At 74.2% G+C, this 21,423-nt stretch carries 21 protein-coding genes; 11 read left to right on the top strand and 10 right to left on the bottom strand.

What is annotated here, in order from left to right; translation table 11 throughout:
- Positions 1-91: 91 nt before the first annotated feature.
- From ACFPP6_RS00095 to ACFPP6_RS00125, 7 genes are all read left to right on the top strand, one after another.
- A complete protein-coding gene (locus ACFPP6_RS00095; RefSeq protein WP_382035386.1) occupies positions 92-1,450 on the top strand; it encodes an LLM class flavin-dependent oxidoreductase in 1,359 nt (452 codons plus the stop codon).
- The gene (locus ACFPP6_RS00100; RefSeq protein ID WP_382035388.1) at positions 1,447-1,944 is read left to right on the top strand and encodes a flavin reductase family protein; all 498 of its coding nucleotides are present in this window, start codon (positions 1,447-1,449) and stop codon (positions 1,942-1,944) included. Before ACFPP6_RS00095 ends, ACFPP6_RS00100 begins: the two co-directional genes overlap by 4 nt.
- A gap of 3 nt (positions 1,945-1,947) precedes the next feature.
- Positions 1,948-3,189 (top strand): ATP-grasp domain-containing protein, encoded by a 1,242-nt coding sequence (locus ACFPP6_RS00105; protein WP_382035391.1) that lies wholly within the window; start codon positions 1,948-1,950, stop codon positions 3,187-3,189.
- Between the two features lie 192 nt (positions 3,190-3,381).
- Positions 3,382-4,467 carry a polyprenyl synthetase family protein gene (locus tag ACFPP6_RS00110; protein WP_382035394.1) on the top strand — a complete coding sequence of 362 codons (1,086 nt, stop codon included), beginning with the start codon at positions 3,382-3,384 and terminating at the stop codon, positions 4,465-4,467.
- A 258-nt stretch (positions 4,468-4,725) separates the two neighbouring features.
- Complete coding sequence (locus ACFPP6_RS00115; protein ID WP_382035397.1) at positions 4,726-5,310, top strand: RNA polymerase sigma factor; 585 nt, start codon at positions 4,726-4,728, stop codon at positions 5,308-5,310.
- The gene (locus tag ACFPP6_RS00120; protein ID WP_382035399.1) at positions 5,307-6,026 is read left to right on the top strand and encodes a hypothetical protein; all 720 of its coding nucleotides are present in this window, start codon (positions 5,307-5,309) and stop codon (positions 6,024-6,026) included. The genes ACFPP6_RS00115 and ACFPP6_RS00120 overlap by 4 nt, the downstream gene beginning before the upstream one ends.
- Before the next feature lie 76 nt (positions 6,027-6,102).
- Positions 6,103-6,297 carry a hypothetical protein gene (locus ACFPP6_RS00125; protein ID WP_382035402.1) on the top strand — a complete coding sequence of 65 codons (195 nt, stop codon included), beginning with the start codon at positions 6,103-6,105 and terminating at the stop codon, positions 6,295-6,297.
- An 8-nt stretch (positions 6,298-6,305) separates the two neighbouring features.
- Here ACFPP6_RS00125 and ACFPP6_RS00130 read toward each other — a convergent pair whose 3' ends face one another.
- The 4 genes from ACFPP6_RS00130 to ACFPP6_RS00145 all read right to left on the bottom strand — a co-directional run bounded on the left by ACFPP6_RS00130 (position 6,306) and on the right by ACFPP6_RS00145 (position 10,217).
- Positions 6,306-6,662 (bottom strand): peptidase inhibitor family I36 protein, encoded by a 357-nt coding sequence (locus ACFPP6_RS00130; RefSeq protein ID WP_382035404.1) that lies wholly within the window; start codon positions 6,660-6,662, stop codon positions 6,306-6,308.
- A 190-nt stretch (positions 6,663-6,852) separates the two neighbouring features.
- Positions 6,853-7,881 (bottom strand): SCO0930 family lipoprotein, encoded by a 1,029-nt coding sequence (locus tag ACFPP6_RS00135; protein WP_382035407.1) that lies wholly within the window; start codon positions 7,879-7,881, stop codon positions 6,853-6,855.
- A 117-nt stretch (positions 7,882-7,998) separates the two neighbouring features.
- Positions 7,999-9,501, bottom strand: a complete 1,503-nt coding sequence (locus ACFPP6_RS00140) for an NADH-ubiquinone oxidoreductase-F iron-sulfur binding region domain-containing protein (RefSeq protein WP_382035410.1) — start codon at positions 9,499-9,501, stop codon at positions 7,999-8,001.
- Positions 9,498-10,217 carry a hypothetical protein gene (locus tag ACFPP6_RS00145; protein ID WP_382035413.1) on the bottom strand — a complete coding sequence of 240 codons (720 nt, stop codon included), beginning with the start codon at positions 10,215-10,217 and terminating at the stop codon, positions 9,498-9,500. Before ACFPP6_RS00145 ends, ACFPP6_RS00140 begins: the two co-directional genes overlap by 4 nt.
- 345 nt (positions 10,218-10,562) lie before the next feature.
- Between ACFPP6_RS00145 and ACFPP6_RS00150 the strand changes: the two genes are divergently transcribed.
- Complete coding sequence (locus tag ACFPP6_RS00150; protein WP_382035416.1) at positions 10,563-11,693, top strand: PucR family transcriptional regulator; 1,131 nt, start codon at positions 10,563-10,565, stop codon at positions 11,691-11,693.
- Between the two features lie 184 nt (positions 11,694-11,877).
- On the opposite strand, the gene ACFPP6_RS00155 is transcribed toward ACFPP6_RS00150, so the two are convergent.
- The 3 genes from ACFPP6_RS00155 to ACFPP6_RS00165 form a co-directional block, all read right to left on the bottom strand.
- Positions 11,878-13,326, bottom strand: a complete 1,449-nt coding sequence (locus tag ACFPP6_RS00155; protein ID WP_382035418.1) for a DUF1996 domain-containing protein — start codon at positions 13,324-13,326, stop codon at positions 11,878-11,880.
- Positions 13,327-13,332: 6 nt separating this feature from the next.
- Positions 13,333-14,037 (bottom strand): DUF4142 domain-containing protein, encoded by a 705-nt coding sequence (locus ACFPP6_RS00160; protein WP_382035420.1) that lies wholly within the window; start codon positions 14,035-14,037, stop codon positions 13,333-13,335.
- 174 nt (positions 14,038-14,211) lie between these two features.
- On the bottom strand, positions 14,212-15,009 hold the full coding sequence (locus ACFPP6_RS00165; RefSeq protein WP_382035423.1) for an endonuclease/exonuclease/phosphatase family protein: 798 nt from the start codon (positions 15,007-15,009) through the stop codon (positions 14,212-14,214).
- 248 nt (positions 15,010-15,257) lie between these two features.
- Here ACFPP6_RS00165 and ACFPP6_RS00170 point away from each other — a divergent pair, with 248 nt between their 5' ends.
- Positions 15,258-16,070, top strand: coding sequence for an alpha/beta fold hydrolase (locus ACFPP6_RS00170; protein ID WP_382035426.1), 813 nt, complete (start codon positions 15,258-15,260; stop codon positions 16,068-16,070).
- Here ACFPP6_RS00170 and ACFPP6_RS00175 read toward each other — a convergent pair.
- Complete coding sequence (locus ACFPP6_RS00175) at positions 16,048-17,106, bottom strand: methyltransferase (RefSeq protein ID WP_382035429.1); 1,059 nt, start codon at positions 17,104-17,106, stop codon at positions 16,048-16,050. The two genes, ACFPP6_RS00170 and ACFPP6_RS00175, sit on opposite strands and share 23 nt — an antisense overlap.
- A 141-nt stretch (positions 17,107-17,247) precedes the next feature.
- Positions 17,248-18,096 carry a class I SAM-dependent methyltransferase gene (locus tag ACFPP6_RS00180; protein ID WP_382035431.1) on the bottom strand — a complete coding sequence of 283 codons (849 nt, stop codon included), beginning with the start codon at positions 18,094-18,096 and terminating at the stop codon, positions 17,248-17,250.
- 117 nt (positions 18,097-18,213) lie between these two features.
- On the opposite strand from ACFPP6_RS00180, the gene ACFPP6_RS00185 reads away from it, so the two are divergent.
- Both ACFPP6_RS00185 and ACFPP6_RS00190 read left to right on the top strand, forming a co-directional pair.
- Positions 18,214-18,783, top strand: a complete 570-nt coding sequence (locus ACFPP6_RS00185) for a helix-turn-helix domain-containing protein (protein WP_382035433.1) — start codon at positions 18,214-18,216, stop codon at positions 18,781-18,783.
- Between the two features lie 154 nt (positions 18,784-18,937).
- Positions 18,938-20,218, top strand: coding sequence for an MFS transporter (locus ACFPP6_RS00190; RefSeq protein ID WP_382035436.1), 1,281 nt, complete (start codon positions 18,938-18,940; stop codon positions 20,216-20,218).
- Between the two features lie 97 nt (positions 20,219-20,315).
- Here the strand turns inward: ACFPP6_RS00190 and ACFPP6_RS00195 are convergent, their stop codons facing one another.
- Positions 20,316-21,302, bottom strand: coding sequence for a winged helix-turn-helix domain-containing protein (locus tag ACFPP6_RS00195; RefSeq protein ID WP_382035439.1), 987 nt, complete (start codon positions 21,300-21,302; stop codon positions 20,316-20,318).
- Positions 21,303-21,423 lie beyond the last annotated feature (121 nt).

Below are 21,423 nucleotides of genomic sequence, written 5' to 3' on the forward strand. Positions count from 1 at the left end.
GACCGGCCCGGCCCCGGCCGGCCGCCCCGCGCCGGCCGGCCATCCGTCCCACCTCTTTCCCTTGCCCCACCCGTCCCACCGGAGCACTTCTGTGAGCATCATCAGCACGACGCGTCGCACGATGAAACTCGGTGCCTTCCTCCCGGCGCCCGGACACCACGTCGCCGCCTGGCGGCACCCCAACGCCCGCCCGGACGGGGGCCTCGACTTCGCCTACTACCGCTCCCTGGTGCGGACCGCCGAACGCGGCAAGTTCGACATGGTCTTCCTCTCCGACGGCGCCGGAGTCCGCACGCACTACAAGGACGCCGACGAGCTCAGCCGCCAGGGCCGCATGGTCCACTTCGAGCCGCTCACGCTGCTGTCGGCCCTGGCCGTGCACACCACGCACATCGGTCTCACGGCGACCGCGTCGACCACGTACAACGAGCCCTTCAACATCGCACGGAAGTTCTCCTCCCTCGACCACCTCAGCGCCGGGCGCGCGGGCTGGAACGTCGTCACCTCGGTGACGGACGCCGAGGCGCAGAACTTCAACCTCGACCGGCAGCCCGCGCACGCCGCGCGCTACCACCGGGCGCGGGAGTTCATGGAGGTCGTCACCGGCCTGTGGGACTCCTGGGAGGACGACGCGTTCCTCTACGACAAGGAGTCCGGCCGCTACTTCGACCCGGCGAAGCTGCACGTCCTCGGCCACAAGGGCGAGCACTTCCAGGTGCGCGGCCCCCTCAACCTCGCCCGCTCCCCGCAGGGCCGGCCCGTCATCGTGCAGGCCGGCTCCTCGGGCGACGGCATGGACTTCGCGGCCCGGTGGGCCGAGGTCGTCTTCACCGCGCAGCAGACCCTCGACCAGGCGCAGGTCTTCTACAAGGACGTCAAGGACCGGGTGGCCGGGCACGGCCGCAACCCCGACGACGTCAAGGTCCTCCCCGGCGTCTTCGTCGTGGCCGGCCGCACGCAGGCCGAGGCCGAGGACAAGTACGCCGTCCTGCAGGACCTCGTCGACCCCGTCGTCGGGCTCGGCCTGCTCACCGGCCTCCTCGGCGACGTCGACATCTCCCACCTCCCGCTGGACGGCCCGCTGCCCGAACTCCCGCCCACCGAGGGCAGCACGAGCCGGCAGCAGCTCGTCTACGAGCAGGCCCGCAGCCAGGGCCTGACCATCCGGGAGCTGTTCCTCTCCGTCGCCGGCGGCCGCGGCCACCGCTTCCTGCTCGGCACGCCGCAGACCATCGCCGACGAGCTCGAATCCTGGTTCACCGAGGGCGGCGCCGACGGCTTCAACGTCATGCCCGGCTACCTCCCGGACGGCCTCGACGACATCGTGGACCTCGTCGTCCCCGAGCTGCAGCGCCGCGGGCTGTTCCGCACCGAGTACGAGGGCACCACGCTGCGCGACCACCTCGGGCTGCAGCGCCCCGCCTTCGCACCCACCGGGAGCGGGTCGTGACCGTCGACGCCACCACCCTGCGCTCGGTGCTCCGGGCCCACGCCTCGGGGGTGGCCGTCCTCACGGCGGCCACCCCGGCCGGGCCCGCCGGGGTGACCATCACCTCCTTCACCTCGCTGAGCGCCGAACCCGCCCTGGTCTCCTTCGCCCTGGCCGACTCCTCGTCGACGTGGGCGCGCATGAAGGACGCGCACTGGTTCGGCATCCAGACGCTGGGGGCCGGCCAGGCCGGGCTGGCGGAACGGTTCGCCGCCAAGGGGGCCGACCGGTTCGCGCCGCCCACGCGCTGGAGCACCGGCCCCCACGGCGTACCGCTCCTGGAGGGCTGCCCGGCGCGGCTCGTCTGCTCGCGCCGCCAGGTGGTCCGGGCCGGCGACCACCACCTGGTCGTCGCCGCCGTCGAGCACGCCGAGCGCGGCGAGCCCGCCGACGGCCTGGTCCACCTGCACGGCGCCCTGCGCGCCGTCGGCTCCACCACACCCGCAAGGATCTGACCCGTGCACAAAGTCCTCCTCTTCTCCCGCCGTTCGCTCGCCAAGCGCCCCCTGCAGGAGTGGCTCGGTGCCACCGCGGGCGACGTCGTCCTGGTGACGCCCCGCAGCGCCGTCGAGGGCGCCGAGGACGTCGTCGAGCAGCACTTCCTCGGCCACGCACTCGTCGACTCCTACGACTCCTGGGCGGCCGACCGGGCGGCGGAGACGGCCGCCCGCTCCTTCGGGGTCGGCCTCGTCGCCAGCACCAGCGAGGACGACGTCATCCGGGCCGCCCGGCTGCGCGAGCGGCTGGGCCTGCCCGGCCAGCACACCGCCTCCGCGCTCGCCTACCGGGACAAAGCCGTCATGAAGCGGCTCGCCCGGGACGCCGGTCTGACGGTCCCCGCCTTCGCGCCCGTCGACGACGCGATGGACCTGCTGGACTTCATCGACGCCCACGGCTACCCGCTCGTCGTCAAGCCGCGCTTCGGCGCGGGCGCCGAGGGCGTCGCCATGCTGCACGCCGCGGAGGACCTGGACGCCTTCCTCGACTCCGCCGGCACGGCCGCGGACTCCGAGGAACCGTTCCTGCCGGGCCGGTGGATGGCGGAGGCCTTCGTCCGCGCACCCTTCTTCCACGTCGACGGCATCATGCGGGACGGCGCCGTCGTGCACTGCTGGCCGTCCCGGTACAGCGGCGGCATCGCGGAGCACCTGAAGGACGCGACCGGCTTCAGCAGCGCGCTGCTCGCCCCGGACGACGAACGCACCCCCCTCCTCACGGAGTTCGCGGCCGCCGTCATCGCCGCCCTGCCCCGTACGGAGCAGACCACCGCCTTCCACCTGGAGGCGTGGATCGGCGACGACGGCCGGCCCGTGCTCTGCGAGATCGCCTGCCGCGCCGGGGGAGTGCTCATCGCCGACGCCTACGAGCGGGCCTTCGGCGTCCACCTGGCCAAGGAGGGCCTGCGCGCCCAGTGCGGCCTGCCGCTCACCCTCACCGAACAGCCCGCGGCTCCCGCCCCGGCGGTCGCCTGGGCCATCTTCCCGCCCGGCAAGGGCGTCTTCGCCCCTCCGGCCGGCCCCTGCCCCGTGCCGGGCGCCGAGCTGACCCTCCACCTCGCCGCGGGGACGAGGAGCGAGGGGCTGCAGTACGCGGGCGAGGCCGCCGCGGCCGTCATGGTCACCGCGGACACCGCGCAGGAGGCCGGCGAACGGCTGAACGAGGCCACGCAGTGGTGGACCCTGAACGCACGCTGGACGTAACGGCGGTCCGCCGCGGCCCCGGGGCCGCGGCGGAGCCGGGCCGGCCGCGATCACCGGAGCCGGTCGCGCACCCGCGCCCGCCGGCGCCGGCCCGCGCCGTCGCGCGCTCCGTGCACTCCCGGACGCCCTGATGAACCGGGCCCTTCCGGTTGTACCGTTGAGCTGGGACGCGACAGCGGAGGGGACCGCCTCATGTCGACCCTTGATATCGCGACCGCGCCGCTCGACCTGCCCGCAGTCCGCAGCCAGGTCGACGTCGTCCTGTCCGCGTTCCTGGAGGGCAAGGCCCGCGCCGCCGCCGCGGACGGCCACCCGGCCGTGGTCACCGAATTCCTCGGCACCTTCCTCTTCTCGGGCGGCAAACGGCTGCGCCCCCTGCTGTGCGTCATCGGCTGGCACGCCGCCGGCGGCCACGGCACCCCCGCCCCGACGCTGCGGGTGGCGGCCTCTCTTGAGCTGTTCCACGCCTTCGCCCTCGTCCACGACGACCTCATGGACGAATCCGCCACCCGCCGCGGACGGCCCACCGTGCACCGCGCCTTCGCCGACCGCCACCGGGCCGGCCGCAGCGAGGCCGCCGCCGACCGGCTCGGCAGCAACGCCGCCCTCCTGATCGGCGACGTCGCCCTCGTCTGGTCCGACGAACTCCTGCACACCGCCGGACTGCGCCCCGGCCGCCTCGCCGACGTCCTGCGCGTCGTCGACGCGATGCGCACCGAAGTGATGTACGGCCAGTGCCTCGACCTGCTGGCCACCGGCCGCCCCACCGCGAGCACCGCGCACGCGCTGGCCATCGTCCGCTGCAAGACCGCCAAGTACACGGTCGAACGCCCCCTCCACATCGGCGCCGCCATGGCCGGCGCGGGCCCGGCCTTCCGCGCGCGGCTGAGCGAGTACGCCCTGCCGCTCGGCGACGCCTTCCAGCTCCGCGACGACCTCCTCGGCGTCTACGGCGACCCGGCCGTCACCGGCAAGCCCCGGCTGGACGACCTGCGCGACGGCAAGCACACCACGCTCGTCGCCCTGGCCCTGGAGCGCGCCGACCGCGCCCAGCGGCGGGCCCTGCACACCCTGCTCGGCAACCCGGACCTCGACGAGACGGGCGCCGACCGGATCCGTGCCGTCTTCGCCGAGACCGGCGCCCACGCCACGGTCGAACGCCTCATCCGGTCCCGCTGCGAGCAGGCCGAGGAAGCCCTCGACCACGAGTCCTTCCCGCCCGCCGCGCTCGGTGCCCTGCGCCGGCTGGCCCGGGGCGTCGCCGCCCGGACCGCATGACGGTCCGAACACCGGTCGCACGCGCGAAGTTACGTTCCGTCAAGGTTTTTATGCGACGGACTGGACGCACGGGGCCTCCGGGACGGCATCAGGAGTGAGAGCGCGTGACGCTCTCCCGGGTCGTCGGGGGGTACCGGGCCTGGACCGCTGCGGAAAGAGACTAGGGAACGTGATGTTCGACGGCACGGCGCCGACCGGCCGCCGCAGGGGGGCGACCCTCGCACGGCGCACAGAACAGCACCACGTGCGGGGTCCGGCGTGAGCGCCCGGCACGCCGTGCTGGGCACGGCCGCCAAGGATCAGCACTCGGTGGTGTACGAGTCCTTCGTCCTGCGCAAACGGGGCGCCTATGTGAACTGGTCCTACGTCAAGCTGTATTCGATGGAGGACGCCCGTGAGGCGGCGAACGAGGCCTTCTTCAAGCTGTACCTGCACTGGGACGACGCGCTGGCCAGCGCCAGCACCGACGCCTTCGCCTTCAAGATCCTCCGCGACGTCGTGGCCGACATACTACGAAAACGCGACCGCCGTCCCTGCGTTCCGGTCGGCCTCGCCTTCGAGCCCACGGTCAAGCCCATCGCCGGCATCCCCAGCGAAGAGGTCGACCAGATCACCGCGCGCATGGAGGTGCACCGGGCCGTGGCCCGGCTCTCCGAGCGGCAGAACCGCTGCATCACCCTGCACTACTTCCTCGGCTACACCCCCGAGGAGATCGCCGACATCACGGGCCTTGCCGCCTCCACCGTCCGCTCCCACCTGGCGGCCGGCCGCAGCGCCCTGGCCGCGCTCCTCGACGCGCCCGCCGACGAACCGCCCGCACACGAGAAAGGCCACCACGGATGATCGACGACATCCTGCGCGGGACACAGATCCGGACCCCCGCTTACAGCAGCGAGCAGCGCGCCGAGGACGACCGGCTGCTGCGGGTCCGGATCGAGCAGGTGGAGCGGCGCCGCGCCCTCGCCGCCCGCGGCCCGGCCCACGACTGGCTGGTTCCCACCTCCCCGGAACTGGCCGACCTGCTCCTGCAGTCCGTCGACGACGAGGCCCTCGCCTCGCTGTGGAAGCTCAAGCGGCGCCTGCGCCGCGATCTGAAGGAGCTGTGCAGCCAGGTCGCCCAGGCGCCCGGTGCGGCCGAGCGGCTGGTGGAGTTCGCGGAGGCCGAGCGCCCGACCGACCCCGTGGGCGCCCGCGGCCTGGGCTGCCTGCTCTACCTCAACGGCTGTGAGGCCGGTGCGCGGTTCTGGTGGCGGTACGCCGCCGGCGCCGACGACGCCACCAGCGCCTACTGCCTCTTCCTGGAGGGGCTGCTGCGCGACCGGCCCGGTGAGGCCGTCCACTGCTACCGCGAGCTGAACGCCGGCGGATTCCTGTGCGACGAGGACTGGGAGAGGCCCGCCGCCGGGGCTCCCGCCACCGCCTCGTGGCCGACGGCTGTCAGCGAGCACATCCGCGAGGTCAACACCGGCTCGGGGCACGGGCAGGTGCCCATCCCCGAGGGCTACCTGGACGACGCCTCCCCGGCCGAACGCGACGAACTCCTCTGCCACCGCTGCTGAACGCCGCCGCCCGTGCCCTGCGGACCCGTGCGGGCCGCAGGGCACCGCCGTGCCGACCCCGGACCGAAGGATCACCATGCCCCGACCCCGTATCCCCCGACCCCGCTTCCCCCGGCCGTACAGGCGCCGGCGACGCCGGCTCCTGGTACCGCGGAAGCGCACACGGGTACGCCGCTTCGCCCGCGTCCACCGCATCCAGATCGCCGGCGCCCTCCTGAGCGGCACCCTGCCCGCCGCGGCCGAGTTCCTCGGCCCGTGGCTGTGGCGCTGACGCGCAGGTCAGCAGCGGCCCGGTGCCACCCCGTCCATCCGGCCCCCGAAGTCCCCGGCGTAGGCGGAGCGCCAGTCGCCGTTGTGGGTCACGCGCTTCTCGGTCGGCTGGTAGGCGATGAAGCAGGCGTCGGTCGAGGCCACGAAGGAGCCGACGTGGTCGTGGAGGGACGGGGGCAGGTCGCGGTAGCCGCTGTTGGCGGTCCACTCCCAGGCCTTGCCGTGGAAGTTCTCGCCGCTGTAGAAGCAGACGGACCCTCCCGGACAGGCGGGCGCCGCGGCGGCACCGGCCGGTGAGGCGAACGGCAGGCACAGGGCGGCCGCAGCCGCCAGAACGAGGGACGCCCGGGCGCGGAACGCAGACATCTCTTCCTCCGGAAGTGTTCATGGAGTGGTGATGGAGGGGTTACGGAGAGAGCGTCCTGTGTGCGGGGCGGGAGCGAAGGGGACTTCCCGGCCGGTACACCCGGAAGGAGTAAAAGGGTGACTATGGTGCCGAGGGGTGGGTAAGTACGCGGGCCGGACAGGCCGGCCCGAAGGCCGGCCTGTCCCCGCGTCAGGCCGCGGGGGCCGAAGCGACCTTCTTGCCCTGGTCGTTCACGGCGAACCACAGGCCCTGCTTGCCCTGCCCCGCCGTGTCGCCGGGTTTCTTGTCGCCCGTGAACCAGTAGACCGGCCAGCAGTCGACGGCCAGCTGCTCGGTGCCGTCCGGCCGGGTGACGGTGGTGATCAGCTTCTCCGGCACGCCGCGCACCGCGCTCTTCTCCACGGGCTTGGCGGGCTTCCACGTCTCCAGGCACGTACCGGTGCACGCGAACTTCATCGGCCAGGCGCTGTCCTTGGCGAACCGGTACAGGGTCCGCCCCCGGCCGTCCACGAGGATCTTGCCGAGGGCGGGGTTGTCGGCGACGGACACGCCTGCGGCGGCGGGCTTCCCGCCTTGCTCCTCGCCCTCCTTCTCCTCTCCCTTCTCCTTCTCCCCTTCCTGCTCCTGGCCCTTCTTCCCGTCCTTCTCCTCCTGCTTCGCGCCCGCCTTCTTGCCGTCCGGGGCGAACGCGCTCCACGTGCCGCCCACTCCCTGGCCCTTGGCGTCGCCGGGCGCGGTGTCCTTGGCGTAGCGGTAGACGGGCCAGCCCGCGAGCGTGAGCTGCTTGGTCCCGTCGGCGCGCTGCACCTCCCCGACCTTCGCCGCGATCCCGGACGCGGCGGTCGCGTCGCCGGCGGGCACGGGGGGCCAGGCCTTCGCGCAGTCGCCGTCGCACGTGGAGGCGGGCGGCTGCGCCGTGTCCTTGTCGAAGCGGTAGAGGGTCATGCCCGCGCTGTCGGCGACGACGGAGCCGATCCCCGGGGCCTCACGCACCGTCATTTCCTTGGCCGGGGCGTTCTTCGCCTGCGTTTGCGAATTGTCGCCGGAGCCGTAGCCGGAGCCGCCGGCCCCGTACCCCTCGCCGATCTTCGAGGAGCTTCCGGCGGGGGCCTTGCCGTAGTCGTCCTTCGTGGACGAGTCACCGCCGCCGCAGGCCGCCGTGAGCATCATGACCGTGATCGCCGCTCCTGCGAGAGAGGCGTGACGCAGCTTGTTCATGAACCGTCCTTTGCTCGTGATCCGGCGGTGAACCGCCGTTGCAGGGGGGATACGGAGCCGGTCCTTCGTCCGCTCAACGGGACCGGAAATTTGTCACCCGGTGACAGAAAGCGGCGCTCAGCCGGATGCGGCGACGCGCAGGGCGAGGGCCGGGCAGCGCCGCACCGCCCGCAGGGCCCGGCCGCGCATCCGCGCCGGGAGGGGCATCACGGCCCGTTCGGGGTAGCCGTCCGCGCCGAGCCGCAGCAGCCCGGGCAGCAGGTCCGCGCACAACCCGTGCCCCCGGCACAGCGTCCAGTCCACGAGCAGCTGCTCGGCGGGCGGCCGGGCGGAGCCGTCCGCCCGGGCCGGTGACACGGACGTGTGCACGGCAGGCCCCTCGGGCAGCGGCAGGGCGCCGAGCGTCGGGCGGGCGCAGCCGTGCCCGAGGGCGTGGGCGGCGAACTCGTCGGCGAACACCGTGAGCGCGGAGGCCACGAACCGGGCGGTGCCGTCGGGATGGGCGCAGGCGCCGCGCCGCTCCACCGCGGCCATCCGCGCGCGGGCCGCGTCCAGGGCGCGCTGCCCGCCGCCGTCCGCGGCGTCGGCCAGGGCGTCCGTCAGGGAGGGCAGGCCGAGGGCGCAGGGCCCGCACTGGCCGGCCGACTGGGCCGCGAGCCACCGGGCCGTGCGGACCACTTCGCCCACGGGGCAGGTCGTCTCCGGCAGCGGCAGTACGGCTCCGGCGCCGAGGACGCCCCCGGCCGCGGCGAGCGAGTCGCGCGAGACGGTGGCCGACCGGGCGGCCTGCGCCGGCAGCCAGCTGCCGTGGTAGCCGCCGACCAGGACGCCCTGGCCCGGCGCGGTCCGGCACAGGTCGAGGATGTACGTCAGGGGCACGCCGGTCGGGGTCTCGACGACGTGGGTGCCGGCGACGGTCAGCATGACGGTGCCGGGCTCGGTGGGCAGCCCGCAGGCGCCGTAGCCCGCGGCCCCGAGCCGTGCCGCGGCGGCGAGCTGGGCGAAGGTCTCGGTGTTGGAGAGCAGGGTGGGGGAGCCGCCGAGCCCGCTCTCGCTGGTGCGGATCCTGCGGCCGGACGGCAGGGCCGGGCCGCCGTCGATGCCGCGGACGAGCGCGGAGCTCTCGCCGGTGACGAAGCGTTCGGGCAGCAGGGTCACGTCCGCCCGCGGCTCGGAGGCGTCCCGTTCGGCGATGGCGCGGTTCACCGACCGCTCGACGTCGGGGCGGGTCACGCCGACGGCCACGCGCTGGGCGCCGAGCGCCTTCGCCGCGAGCACGGCGCCGTCGAGGACGAGGTGCGGGGCGTAGAGCAGCAGGGCGGTGTCCTTGAGGCAGCCCGGTTCGCCCTCGCTGCCGTTGACGACGACGGCGGCGGACGAGCCCTTGCGGTGCAGGGACGCGGCGACCGCGCGCAGCTTGCGGGCGAACAGGAAGCCCGCGCCGCCCCGGCCGCGCAGGCCGATCTCCTCGGCGAGCCCGGCGAGTTCGCCGGTGTCCAGGTCGGGGGCGGGTCCGTGCACGGCCAGGTGGGCGTCGCGGTCCATCCACGCCGTCTCGTCCAGGCCCGCGAGGAGCCTCGGCGGCCCGACGGTGGCCAGTGCGGGCACGGTCCGGTTCACGATGTGCCTCCGCGGCCCCCGCGGCCCCCGAGGCCCCCGCGGTCCGCGCGTTCCTCGTGCAGCCGCGAGCGCAGGCGCAGGGCCAGGGCGCCCGCCACTCCCGCCAGGCAGAGCGCGTACGCAGCGGTGGCCCAGCCGGCGGCGGGACGGCCCGCGTGCAGTCCGTGCACCAGGGCCGCGCCCCAGGCCGGGTAGGCCGCCATGTGCAGGGCCCGCCACCGGCGCGAGCTGCCGACGCCGCTGAACGCGCTGCGGAACGCCCCGGTGACCGCGACGGCGACGAACAGGTAACCGGCCATCGTGCCCAGGCCGATGAGCAGTGGTTGCGTGTTGTCGGTGAACGGAACGGCCGCGGCCGCGGTACTGGTACGGTCCTCGGCAACCTTCACCCAGATGTGCAGGGCGAGAAAGCCGAGCCCGGCCACGGCCAGCCCGCGGTGCACGCCCTGGGCGAGGAGTCGGTGGGCCGAGCCCAGCAGCCGCCGGTCGGTTGCGGCCAGCCCCCACAGCACGGTGGAGGTGAGCGAGACGAGCGCGAGGACCCCCGCGCCGAAGTCGAGGAACTCCTGCGTCCGTTCGGCCACTCCGGCCCGGGCGGCGACGGCGAGGAGGAGCAGGATCGCCGCCGGAAGGGCGGGGCGGGCCGAGGGCCGCAGCTGCGGCCGGGCCCGCGCCCTCGTGGCCCGGGGTCGAGGAAGAGTTTGCATTCGCGACATGTGCATACGGGTCTCCGCCGGGCGGTCTCCGGTGCTTCCGGCGACCGCCCGTGTTCCTGAGAAATCCGGAAATCCCTCGCTTCGGCGATATCCGCCGGGAGGGCCCTTGTTGAATTCACACCGTGTGACCGGTCGGCCACGGGAAGCCCGGCGGCCGAATGTGTAGAAGCATCGTCCATCTCCGCAGGATCTTCATAAGGTTTATCGCGCTGTGACAAATTCCCGTACGGCTGTCCCCCTGACGGCCGCCGACTGCTGATGATGCCCACTCAGGCGAGAGGGGCCCGGCCCGCATTTTCCGGTTTCCCGGCCCTCGCGCCCGGAACGGAAGTCCGGAGGTAGACGATGTGCGAAATCCTGAACCGCATCTGGTCGCGGCCGCGCGGTGAGTGGTCCCGGGCGGTGAGAAGGGAACTCCCCGCGGTCGCCGCCCGGCTGGCCGAGGAACTCCAGCGCAGCACACCGGCGTTCTCGGCGGTCGCACAGCGCATCGGCCCGGAAGCGACGCGGACCGCCGTGGAGCAGGCGCTGCTGCAGACGCTGGGGCTGGGGCCCGAGGCCGCCGCGGGGCGCATACCGCAGCCGAGGCGAAAACCCGCCCGCGTCGTCACCGCCATGCCCGGCACCCGGGCGCGCCAGGCCCTCTTCGCCGCGCTCGCCGACGACCGGTGCATCCCCCCCGACGTGCTGGCCGAACTCGCGGGTCAGGCCGGCTGGCCGCTGCCCCGCCGGGTGCGGGCGGTCGTCCTCGCCGCCCCCGGTGACGTGCCGTCGCCCGCGCCCCACCTCGTGCCGCAGCCGTCCCCGCAGCTGACGTCCCAGCTGGCCGCGGCGCTCGGCCAGGGGCTGCCGGGCACGGTCGAGGCCGACCTGTGCCTGCTGATCCCCGACCCGGGACCGCGGGCCCGGCCCGCGCTGGACGCCGCCCTGGAGGCGGCGCTGGGCGGCCGGCCGGCCGCCGTGGGCCACTCCGTGCCGGTCGCCGAAGCCGCGGCGTCGCTGCGCTGGGCGCGCCGGCTGCTGGGCCTCGCGGGAACGGTGAACCGCCCGGGCGGCCGCGTCACGTTCGTCGACGACCACCTCTCCGACCTGATCGTGCTGCAGGACGAATCCCTGGCCCGGGCCCTGTCCGCACGGTGGCTGCGGCCCCTGGACGACCTCACCCCGCGGCAGAGCGAACGCCTGGAAGTGACGCTCCTGGCCTGGCTGGAGAGCGGCGGGGCGCCGGAGGCGGCCCGCACGCTCAAAGTGCACCCGCAGACCGTGCGCTACCGCCTGCGCCAGATCGAGAAGCTCTTCGGGCCCGCGATGCGCGAGCCGCACAGCCGCTTCGAACTGGAGCTCGCGCTGCGCAGCCGGCGGCTGCTGGCCCGGGCCCGGCTGCTGCGCTCGCGGGCCCACGGCACCGCACGGGCGGTGGGCGCGGCCGTGCAACCGCTGGGTTCCGCGGGGCGGGCCCGGGTCAACGGCCTGTGAGCCCTGCGCGCTCCGCCGGGCCCGGACATGGCGCGGCGGCCCCGAATCCGGCAGTTCGGGGCCGCCGCCTTCCCGGCTCCGGGTGGCAGTGGGGGGTGAGGCGCACCCGGCGCCGGGGGTCCGGTGGGAGTACGGGAAGTACAGGAAGCGCAGGAAGCGCAAGGAGTGGAGGGCGAGGGCGTCCTCAGCAGGTGCGGCCGGTGTTGATGCAGCTCGCCGCCCTGGCCATCAGGGCGTCCGGCATCACGTTGATGAAGTCTCCGTGGTCGGTGACGGGCTTGTGCAGCTGCTCGGGGAAGCTGTCCACGGCGAACGGGACGCCCGCCGGAACGTCGTAGGTGATCCGCTGCACCAGCTGCGGGATGGCGCGGAAGCCGCGCGGGCACGAGCCGTCCGCACGGGCGAACGCCACGTGGGTGCGGTGGTTGGCGCTGTCCGTGCTGCGCCCGTCCCAGCAGTTCTGGAAGGCGAAGGTGCGCACGACGTCCGCGCCGTTCGGGCAGACCGGGTATTTGTCCTTCAGCTGCCGGTTCTCGAAGCCCACGCAACTCCACGAGGCATTCGCGTTGGCCGTTCCGTTGGTGAGCGCCTTGGCGTCGCCAGTGATGATGCGGAGGAATCGCGGCATCGCGGTCACCTTCGACACCGGGCTGCCCCGGAACTGCAGGCTCACGGACGCGGGCCGCAGGATGGTTCCCATGTTCCCGTCGTGCCCGCCGCCCGGTGCCCGGGCATCCGGAGCGGCTTTTCCGTCCAGGACGCGCAGCACCGGCCAGTAGTGCGTCGACTTGTCCCCGTTGGTGCACGTGGTGCCCGCCGCGGCGAGGCTCGCGTCGGTGGAAAAGGCGTCGGTGGATTTATTGCCCACGTAATCGTGCATGTGGTGGGCTCCGTTGCGCACCCCCGGCGTCACGATGACATTGTCGGGGTTGAAGTGACCGTTCTCATTGCGGCCGCACACGGTGGTGAACGTGCCGCTCGACCCTCCGCGGGCGGCGGCGGGCGTGCCCTTGGCGGCCGGGGCGTTCCTGATGTCGGCGAAGTCGGCGCGGGACGGGCCTCCCGGCATGCCCCCGCCGCCGAGCCGCGAGCTCAGGGAGCGGGAGGAGTCGTCGGCGGCGGCCGTGCTGACCTTGCTGGTCCGGCAGCCACTGAGGCCGGCGAGCTCGTTCGGCGAGGTGCCGGCCGTATCCGACGAGCCCGCCGCGCCCGACGACCCCGCCGCGCCCGCCGCGCGGAGGGAGTCGGAGATCCGGCCGATGGTCTCCGTGCGCTTGCGCTGCAGATCGCCGAGGACGGCCTCGGGCTCCACCTCCGTCATCTTCCCGTAGGCCTGGGCCACTTGGGCGTCGAGCTGGGACAGCCCCTTGGAGACCTCGGTGCGGGCCGGCGCGGGCACGTCCTGCAGCCGGTCGCCGACGTCGGGGCAGGAGATGGTCGTCGCCGCGCCCGCGGCCTGCGTCCCCGCGTCCCGGGAGGAGCGGCCGCCGTCGCGGGCCGCGGTGTCCCGGGAAGCACCGGCCGAGGCGTGGTCGGCGACGATCGCCGTACCGCCTCCGCCGAGCAGCAGCGCCGCGGCCGCCACCACCGCCCGGGTCCGCAACTTCGAGCGTTTATGGGCCTGTCGCATCATGTGGGGTCACTTCTTTTCGTTGTCGCCTGTGTGGGGGAAGTCGACGAATCCGGTGTTCTCGAGGACGGTGATGTGGTCGAGGACGACGGTGTTGGCGCGGGTCGCCAGGGCCCGCACCGCCGTGTTCGCGGTGCGGTCGCGCACGAGGGCCACCAGACCGAAGACCTTGCCGTGGGCGGCGCGCACGAGGTTGGCGAAGACCCGGTCGAACGTGGCGCCGCGGGAGTCCTGCAACTGGTCCAGCCACCCCTGCTGATCGGCGCTCGGGCGCTCCGGCAGGCTCACGCCCAGCGAGCGGGCCGTGTCGACGGACCGCTGGTCGAGCTCGGTGTGCCCGTCGACCAGGTGGTCCCCGGCCATCCGCACCGCATCCGTCGTCCCGCGCTCCTGGGCGAGCTTCCCCGCGGGCTTCTCCCAGAGCCCGGCCATCCGCACCCGCCGGACGAAGTCCCGGTCCAGCGCCGTCAGCGGCCCGGACGGCGTCTGCCGGGTCCCCTCCCCGTCGTCGGTCCACGCGGTGCGGGCGCCGGCCGCCGCCGGCCCGGCACTGCCGAAGAGGTACACCGGGACCAGCAGCGCCAGCAAGGTCGCGGCCAGCGAGAAGACGACGAGCCCGGTACCGAGGTTCCGCCACGACACGGGCCTGCGCGCCTGCAGGGAGCCGACGGACCTCAGGGAACGTACGGACCGCAAGGAACGCACGGGTCGCATGGATCGCATGGCACCTTCTTCACTCGCTCGCCTGCTCGGAATGCCCACGGACGCTAATCCCGCGGAGAGCACGGCGGACAAGCCTTCGCCCCCTCTGACAAACCCCCGCTCCCGCCCTCCGCACGCTGCTACCGTTCCGCGCGCGCACGGGCCGTCCGTGAGGCGTGCCGCGGCTCAGAGCTCGACGACGGCCTGCACCGGGAGGTGGTCGCTCGGGAAGCGGCCGCCCTCGGAGTAGGTGTTGATGCCGGCCCGCACGGTGCGCACCGACGGCGAGGCCAGGATCCAGTCGATGCGGTCCCCGTCCGGGACCAGCGGCCGGTAGCCGTGGAAGGTCGCGTACCGCGGGCCGCGCTCGGCGGCGGTGTCCCAGGTGTCGGTCAGGGACCCGTCGCCGAGCAGCGCGTCGTAGACCGGGTTGCCGTGGGCGGGGACGTTGAAGTCACCGGTGACGATGCGGGGGAGGGCCGGGTCGAGGGCCCGGAGCCGCTCGCCGATCAGGGCCGCGCTGCGCTCCCGCGCGTACTGGTGGAGGTGGTCGAGATGGGTGTTGAGGACGTGGAAGCCGCCGCCGGTGTGCCGGTCGGCGAACCGGACCGTCGTCGCCATGCGCACGATGGTGTTCCCCCAGGTGGCCGAGCCGATCAGGGCGGGCGTGCCGGACAGCCAGAAGTGGTCGAACTCCTCGGGCGCCAGCCGGAGCGTGTCGTAGAAGACCGCGCCGAACTCGTCGCGGCTGCCGCCGAGCCGGCCCAGCCCGATCCACGCGTAGCGGGGCCCGAGGTCCTCGGCGATGTCGCGCAGCTGCCCGTACAGGCCCTCCTGGGTGCCCAGCACGTGGGGCCTCTCGTGCCGCAGCAGCCGCCGCATCACCGGGCGCCGCTCGGACCAGGGGTGGGGGCCGGTCTCGGAGGCGTACCGCAGGTTGAACGACATCACGCGCAGCCGGGGCGACGGAGCGGGAGCGGACATGGTGCCTCCTGGTCGGAAGGTCCGGAAGGTCCAGCAGATCCTCCCGGCCGGACGGGAGGGAGGCAAGAAGCGGAAGCGGACTTCTGTCGTGGCCCCGTGCCGCCCCCCGGTGCCGTCCCCCGTGCCGTGCGTTCCCGTGATCCGGGTCACTGAAGGGCCGGGTGACCGGGTGTCACGAGGAGGATGTCGCGGAGGAGGCCGCCGGCTTCGATGTGCCGGGCCGGGGCGTGAGCGAAGGGATGTGCGCTGTGCCGTACGCCGGGAGCGCGGACGGGGTCCGCATCGCTTATCAGACCGGGGGAGAGGGCTCCCCGCTGGTGCTGCTGGCGGGACAGGCCTGCAGCCATCACTGGTGGGACGGCGTCCGGGACGACTTCCACGCTGCCCACCGCACCGTCACCCTCGACTACCGGGGCACGGGGGAGAGCGACAAGCCCGACGAGCCGTACAGCATCGAGGGGTTCGCGCAGGACGTGATCGCGGTGCTGGACGACCTCGGCGCCGACCGGGCCCACGTGTACGGCACGTCCATGGGCGGGCGGGTCGCCCAGCTGCTGGCCGTCCGTCACCCGGAGCGGGTCCGCGCGCTGGTGCTCGGCTGTACGTCACCGGGCGGCCCGCACGCCGTCGAGCGCAGCAACGACGTGCGCCGGTCGCTGGCCGGGCCGGGGCCCGCGGCCGTGCAGGCCCTGCGCGAACTGATGTACACCCCGGCCTGGCTCGCGGCCCACCCCGGCCCTTCGCCCACGCTCGGCGACCCCGCCATGCCGGCCCACGCCCGGCGCCGGCACCTGGCGGCCAGCAACCGGCACGACGCGTGGGACGCGCTGCCCGGCGTCTCCGCGCCCACCCTGGTGGTGCACGGCAGCGACGACCTCCTCAACCCCACGGCCAACGCGCACCTCCTCGCGGACCGCATCCCGGGTGCCCGGCTGCACCTGATCCCCGGGGCGCGGCACGCCTATTTCGAGGAGTTCCGAGCCGTGGCGGGCCCGCTCGTCCTGGGCTTCCTCGCGGAGGCGGAGAGCGGGCGCACGGTCAGGCCGGCACCGCCTCGATGAGGTGGAAGGCGTTCGGGCGCGGCAAGGGGGTGATGGAGTCCAGGCGGAAGCCTCCCCGGGCGCACAGGGCGGCGAAGTCCTCGGCGGTGCGTTCCCTGCCGCCCACCGTGACCAGCATGTTGAGGTCGCTGAGGTAGGTCAGGTCGGTGTTCCCGGCGGGCACGACGGGCGGCAGGACCGGCTCGACGATCAGGAGGGCGCCGTCGTCCGGGACGACCTTCCGGATGTGGCGCAGAATGGTCGCGCACTGCTCGTCGTTCCAGTCGTGGACGACGCTCTTGAGCAGGTAGAGGTCACCGCCGGGAGGCGCCGAGGCGAAGAAGTCGCCGGTTTCCAGGGAGACCCGGTCGGCGAGGCCGTCGCGCGCGAGCCGCTCGGGTGCCTGGGCGAGGCCTTCGGGGGTGTCGTAGAGGATGCCGCGCGGCCGGGGGTGCGCGCGGAGGATCGCGGAGAGCAGGGTTCCGTCGCCGCCGCCCACGTCCACCACGGCGGTGAAGCGGCCGAAGTCGTAGTGCCCCGGGACGGCCGCGGCGGCGAGCTGCGTGGCCTGGCTCATGGCCGTGTTGAACTCGGCCGACAGCTCGGGGCGCTCCCGCAGGTAGCTGAAGAAGTCCGTGCCGAAGGCGGTGTCGAAGGTCGTCTCCCCCGTCCGGATGCCTTCGTCCAGCAGGTCCCAGCCGCGCTGCAGCGAGGGGTCGGTGAACATCCGGGCCACGGCGGTCATCGCGCCGGGGACGTCCGGGCGCAGCAGGTCGCCGGCCGCTGTGGTGGCGAAGGTGCCGGGCGCCGTCTCGGTGAGCAGCTGCAGGCCGGCCAGTGCCCGCAGCAGCCGGTGCGTGGCCTGCGGCTGGGTGCCGAGCTCGGCGGCGAGCCCGTCGGGCGTGCACTCGCCGCCGCCGATGCGGGCGAAGACGCCCAGCCGTACGGCGGCGCCCAGTGTCTGCGTGGCCATGTGGCCGAAGACCAGCTGGGCCACGGTGTTGCGCTCGTGCCGGCCGGCCGGTGCCTGTCCGTCGTCGCTTCCCGTCGTGGTCATTGCGGCCCTCCCGTTCACGGCGCCTGCCGGCACCCGTCGGCGATCGTGCGCATGCCGGGGCCGGTGGCGCGGGGCCGACGGCCGCCCGACGTTCAACTTAGGTAACCCTAAGTTGAACGTCGGGCGATCGGCAATGCTCCGTCAGCTGCCGCTCTCCGGGCGCAGGCCGAAGTGCACCGTCTTCGCGGTCAGCAGGAACAGGTCCGCACGCCGGTCGATCCCCGCCGGGTCGGCCGGGTCGAGCAGCCGGTCCAGCGTCGCCGCGTCCCCGTCGTCCAGGAGCTCGGTGCACATCCTGCGCTGCCGCTCCAGGGACTGCCGCACCGACTGCCGCGTCCCCTCGTCGAGCGGTGCCGGGCGGTCGACGAGGAAGGTCTTGCTGCGCACCTGCGCGAGCCCCGCGGCCCGCAGCATGCCGGGCCAGTCCTCGACCACGGCGACGGATCCGGGCAGTTCGTCCCGCATCCGGCTGAACCGTTCCGCCATCGCCACGTCCAGCCGGGCCTGCAGGCCCGGCCGCCCGAAGCCGAGGTCGCGCGGCAGCGAGCGCGCCCGCATCTCGCCCTCGACGACGGCCAGCACGCCCCCGGGGGCGAGCAGCCCGGCGAGCCGGCCGAGGGCGTCCTGCTGGTCGCCGACGTGGTGCACCACCTGCGCCGTCCACACCAGATCCGCCGTCCCCAGGCCGTCGATCCCCTCAGGGAACCCGGCCACCCGGGTCCGCAGCCGGACCCCGAGCCGGCCGGCCCGCTCCCCGGCGCGCGCCAGCAGCTCCGGCGACCCGTCCACGGCGACGACCTCGGCCTGCGGGAACGCCTGCGCCAGGCGGCAGGCCGCGACCCCCGGACCGCTGCCGATGTCGAGGACGCGCCGCGGCGCGCCGCCGGTCAGGTGCCGCAGCTCCTCGACGGCCTGCTGCACGTAGGGGCTGTGCGCCTCGCCCTCGAGCTCCAGCATGTCGGCCAGTGCGGCCCAGTCGAAGTCGTTCACCGGATGTGCTCCCTCGGCTCGTCGGCCGGCTCCGCCGCCGGCTCGTCCCTCTGGCGCAGACTGTGCGGCCGGATGGCGATCCTTGACAAACCTTGTTGCTGTTTCTGCAATAGAGGCATGGAAGAAGTGCTCGCCGCCGTCGGCCCCCGTCTCAAGAGCATCCGCCGGCAGCGCCAGTGCACTCTCGCCGCGCTGTCGGAAGCGACCGGCATCTCGGTCAGCACGCTGTCCCGGCTGGAGTCCGGGCAGCGCAAGCCGAGCCTGGAGCTGCTGCTGCCCATCGCCCACGCCCACCAGGTCCCCCTCGACGAGCTGGTGGGCGCGCCGCCGGTCGGCGATCCGCGCGTGCGGATGAAGCCGGTCCGGCGCGGGGACTCCACGGTGGTGCCGCTGACCCAGCAGCCGGGCGGGCTGCAGGCGTTCAAGATGGTCATGGGCACCTCGCGCAGCCGCCCCGACCTCCGCACGCACGAGGGCTACGAGTGGCTGTACGTGCTCGGCGGCAGGCTGCGGCTGGTCCTCGCCGAGCACGACATCGTCCTCCAGGTGGGCGAGGCCGCCGAGTTCGACACCCGGGTGCCGCACTGGTTCGGCAGCACCGGGGAGGCGCCGGTGGAGGTCCTCAGCCTGTTCGGGCCCCAGGGCGAGCGCATGCACGTCCGCGCCAAGCCCTCCGGCCAGGCCTGACACCGGCGCGGGGCGCCGCCCGGGCTGGACGTCTCCTCAAGCACCCGCCGCCAGACTCCGGGCCGTGATGCCTGCGTTCCGGCCGTGACGTCCGCCGCCCGCCGGCGGTGCCGCGGGCCGCCCCGACACCCCCGTACCCCTTGGAGACTTCCCCGTGCGCTTCTTCGCCGACGTCACGCCCCTGCGCCGCTCCGCGGACTTCCGCCGGCTGTGGTGCGGGAACACCGTGTCCTGGCTGGGCCAGCAGATGACGGCGCTCGCCGTCTCCCTGCAGGTCTACGCGATCACCGGCTCCACGTTCTCGGTGGGCCTGGTCGGCCTGTTCTCCCTGGTCCCGCTGATCGTCGCGGGGCTGTACGGCGGAGCCGTCGCCGACACCGTCGACCGGCGTGCCCTCGGCCTGGTCAGCGCGTCCGGCGCGGCGCTGCTGTCCGTCGTCCTGGCGGGCGCCGCGCTGCTCGGGCTGCGGCAGGTGTGGCTCCTGTACGCGGTCGTCGCCCTGCAGTCGGTCTGCTTCGCGATGAGCACCCCGGCCCGCAGCTCGATGATCCCCAAGCTCCTGCCCCGGGAACAGCTGCCCGCCGCCAACGCCCTGTCCTCCCTGACGACCAACCTCGGCCTCATGGGCGGCCCCATGCTCGGCGGCGCCGTCGTCGGACTCTGGGGCTTCCAGGCCGCCTACCTGATCGACGTGGCCGCGTTCTCCGCCTCCCTGTACGCGATGTGGCGCCTGCCCTCGATGCGTCCCGAACCGGCGGGGGTCACGGGGCCGGCCGGTGCGGCCGGGGCGGCCGGGGTGTTCGCGGACCGGCGGCCGCAGGGGCGGGCCTCCGTACGGGGCGGCCTGCGCTTCCTCGTCACCCGTCCCAACCTGCGCATCACGTTCCTCGCCGACCTGGCCGCCATGGTGCTGGCCCAGCCCCGCGCGCTCTTCCCGGCCATAGCGGGACTCTGGTACGGCGGGGACACCAAGACGGTCGGCCTGCTCGTCGCCGCGCCCGCCGTGGGAGCGGTGCTGGGCGGGCTGTTCTCGGGCTGGCTCGGCCGGATACACCGGCACGGTCTCGCCGTGCTGCTCTCCGTCGCCGGCTGGGGGACGGCCGTCACCGTCTTCGGCCTGACCCGCAACCTCTGGCTCGGCCTGCTCTTCCTCGCCCTGGCCGGATGCGCCGACAGCATATCGGCGGTCTTCCGCACCACCATGCTCCAGGCGGCCACCCCGGACGACATGCGCGGCCGCCTCCAGGGCGTCTTCATCGTCGTGGTCGCGGGCGGGCCCCGCCTCGGCGACTTCCTCGCGGGCTCCGCCGCGGACCTCGCCTCACCCTCCTGGGCCGTCGTCGGCGGCGGCCTCGCCTGCCTGGCGGCGATCGCGTTCATCGCGGCCCAGTGGCGCAACTTCGCGCGCTACGACGCGCGTTCCCCCCAGCCCTAGGACGCGCGTTCCCCCCCAGGCGCAGGAGGTACGTCGCCCTCAGGCACAGGACGCGCATTGCCCTCAGCCGTAGGCCGAACCCGGCCCTGAGCCCGGCTCAGCCGGCGAACCGGCCCGCCAGCAGGCTCCCGAGCGCCGTTCGCCGGTGCAGCACCGCCCGTCCGGCCCGGACCGTCGCGATCAGACCCGCGTCGCGCAGCGCGGCGGCGTGGGCGGAGGCGGTGGCGTTGCTGACGCCCACGCGCCGGGCGAGGCCGCTCGTGGTGTGCTCCTCCGTGAGCGCGAGCAGGATGTCGGTCCGGGTCCGCCCGAGCACCCCGGCCAGGGCGTCGCCCGCACTTCCCGTACCGCCCGTCGCCCCTGTGCCGTCCGGTGCGAGCGGCAGGCCGGGACCGGCCGGATAGGTCAGGCCCAGGGGGCCGCCCGGCAGGTCGGCGAGAACAGGGCGGCCGTTCCAGTGGAACGTGGGCAGGAGCAGGAGGCCGCGCCCGTGCAGCCGCACCTCCTGCTCGCCGGGGGCCTTGATCTCCCAGACGTCCCCGCGCAGCCGGGTGCCGGGGACGAGGCCGGTGAGCGCGGCGCCGGTCCCGTGCTCGGCCACGGTCAGGGCGTGCCGGGTGAACTCGGCCCGGTGCAGGTCCTGGACCAGGGGCCACACGGGGCGCAGGACCGTCTCGAAGGCCGTGTGCTGGGCGCGGCGGATCAGCCGCCGGGCGCCGGCGTCACCCCGGTGCAGCCCGCGGATCCAGGGCGGCACGGGGGAGGCGTGCCCGGCGTACACGCGCTCGATCTCGGAGCGGACCAGCTCCGGGTCCGCGGCGAGCACACTGTCGAGCGCGTCCTCGAGCGTGTCGCCGAACACGTCGAGGAAGCCCGGCGCCGCTCCCGCGGGGACGAGGTCCCCCAGCGGCCCGACGGAAGCCGGCAGGGAACGCAGCAGCCGCCGTCTCCAGCGGCCGAAGAGCAGGTGGTCGTCCCGGCGGAACGCCATCATGAACACCGCGTTGAGCTCCTGCAGCGGAGCCGGGCGGGGCGCGAACCGGACCCGCGCGAAGTCGGCGGCCGTGAAGTGGATCCGGATCACTACTCTCCCGGGCGCCGCGGCGCCATCGTTTCGGGCAGGGCCTGAACGATCGACCGCGATCCCCGCCGGGCGCCAGCATGCAGGCGTGCCCCCGCCATTCACGCAGGGGGCCGCCGGGCGC

Origin of the sequence: Streptomyces aureoversilis (genome assembly GCF_042657885.1) — a bacterium.
Lineage (GTDB): Bacteria > Actinomycetota > Actinomycetes > Streptomycetales > Streptomycetaceae > Streptomyces > Streptomyces aureoversilis.

What these genes read in the sequence shown, in the direction of transcription:
- ACFPP6_RS00110 (WP_382035394.1), top strand. Translation starts at nt 3,382, where the DNA reads ATGTCGACCCTTGATATCGCGACCGCGCCGCTCGACCTGCCCGCAGTC.
- ACFPP6_RS00120 (WP_382035399.1), top strand. Translation starts at nt 5,307, where the DNA reads ATGATCGACGACATCCTGCGCGGGACACAGATCCGGACCCCCGCTTAC.
- ACFPP6_RS00125 (WP_382035402.1), top strand. Translation starts at nt 6,103, where the DNA reads ATGCCCCGACCCCGTATCCCCCGACCCCGCTTCCCCCGGCCGTACAGG.
- ACFPP6_RS00130 (WP_382035404.1), bottom strand. Translation starts at nt 6,662, where the DNA reads ATGTCTGCGTTCCGCGCCCGGGCGTCCCTCGTTCTGGCGGCTGCGGCC.
- ACFPP6_RS00135 (WP_382035407.1), bottom strand. Translation starts at nt 7,881, where the DNA reads ATGAACAAGCTGCGTCACGCCTCTCTCGCAGGAGCGGCGATCACGGTC.
- ACFPP6_RS00145 (WP_382035413.1), bottom strand. Translation starts at nt 10,217, where the DNA reads ATGTCGCGAATGCAAACTCTTCCTCGACCCCGGGCCACGAGGGCGCGG.
- ACFPP6_RS00150 (WP_382035416.1), top strand. Translation starts at nt 10,563, where the DNA reads ATGTGCGAAATCCTGAACCGCATCTGGTCGCGGCCGCGCGGTGAGTGG.
- ACFPP6_RS00155 (WP_382035418.1), bottom strand. Translation starts at nt 13,326, where the DNA reads ATGATGCGACAGGCCCATAAACGCTCGAAGTTGCGGACCCGGGCGGTG.
- ACFPP6_RS00160 (WP_382035420.1), bottom strand. Translation starts at nt 14,037, where the DNA reads ATGCGACCCGTGCGTTCCTTGCGGTCCGTACGTTCCCTGAGGTCCGTC.
- ACFPP6_RS00165 (WP_382035423.1), bottom strand. Translation starts at nt 15,009, where the DNA reads ATGTCCGCTCCCGCTCCGTCGCCCCGGCTGCGCGTGATGTCGTTCAAC.
- ACFPP6_RS00175 (WP_382035429.1), bottom strand. Translation starts at nt 17,106, where the DNA reads ATGACCACGACGGGAAGCGACGACGGACAGGCACCGGCCGGCCGGCAC.
- ACFPP6_RS00185 (WP_382035433.1), top strand. Translation starts at nt 18,214, where the DNA reads ATGGAAGAAGTGCTCGCCGCCGTCGGCCCCCGTCTCAAGAGCATCCGC.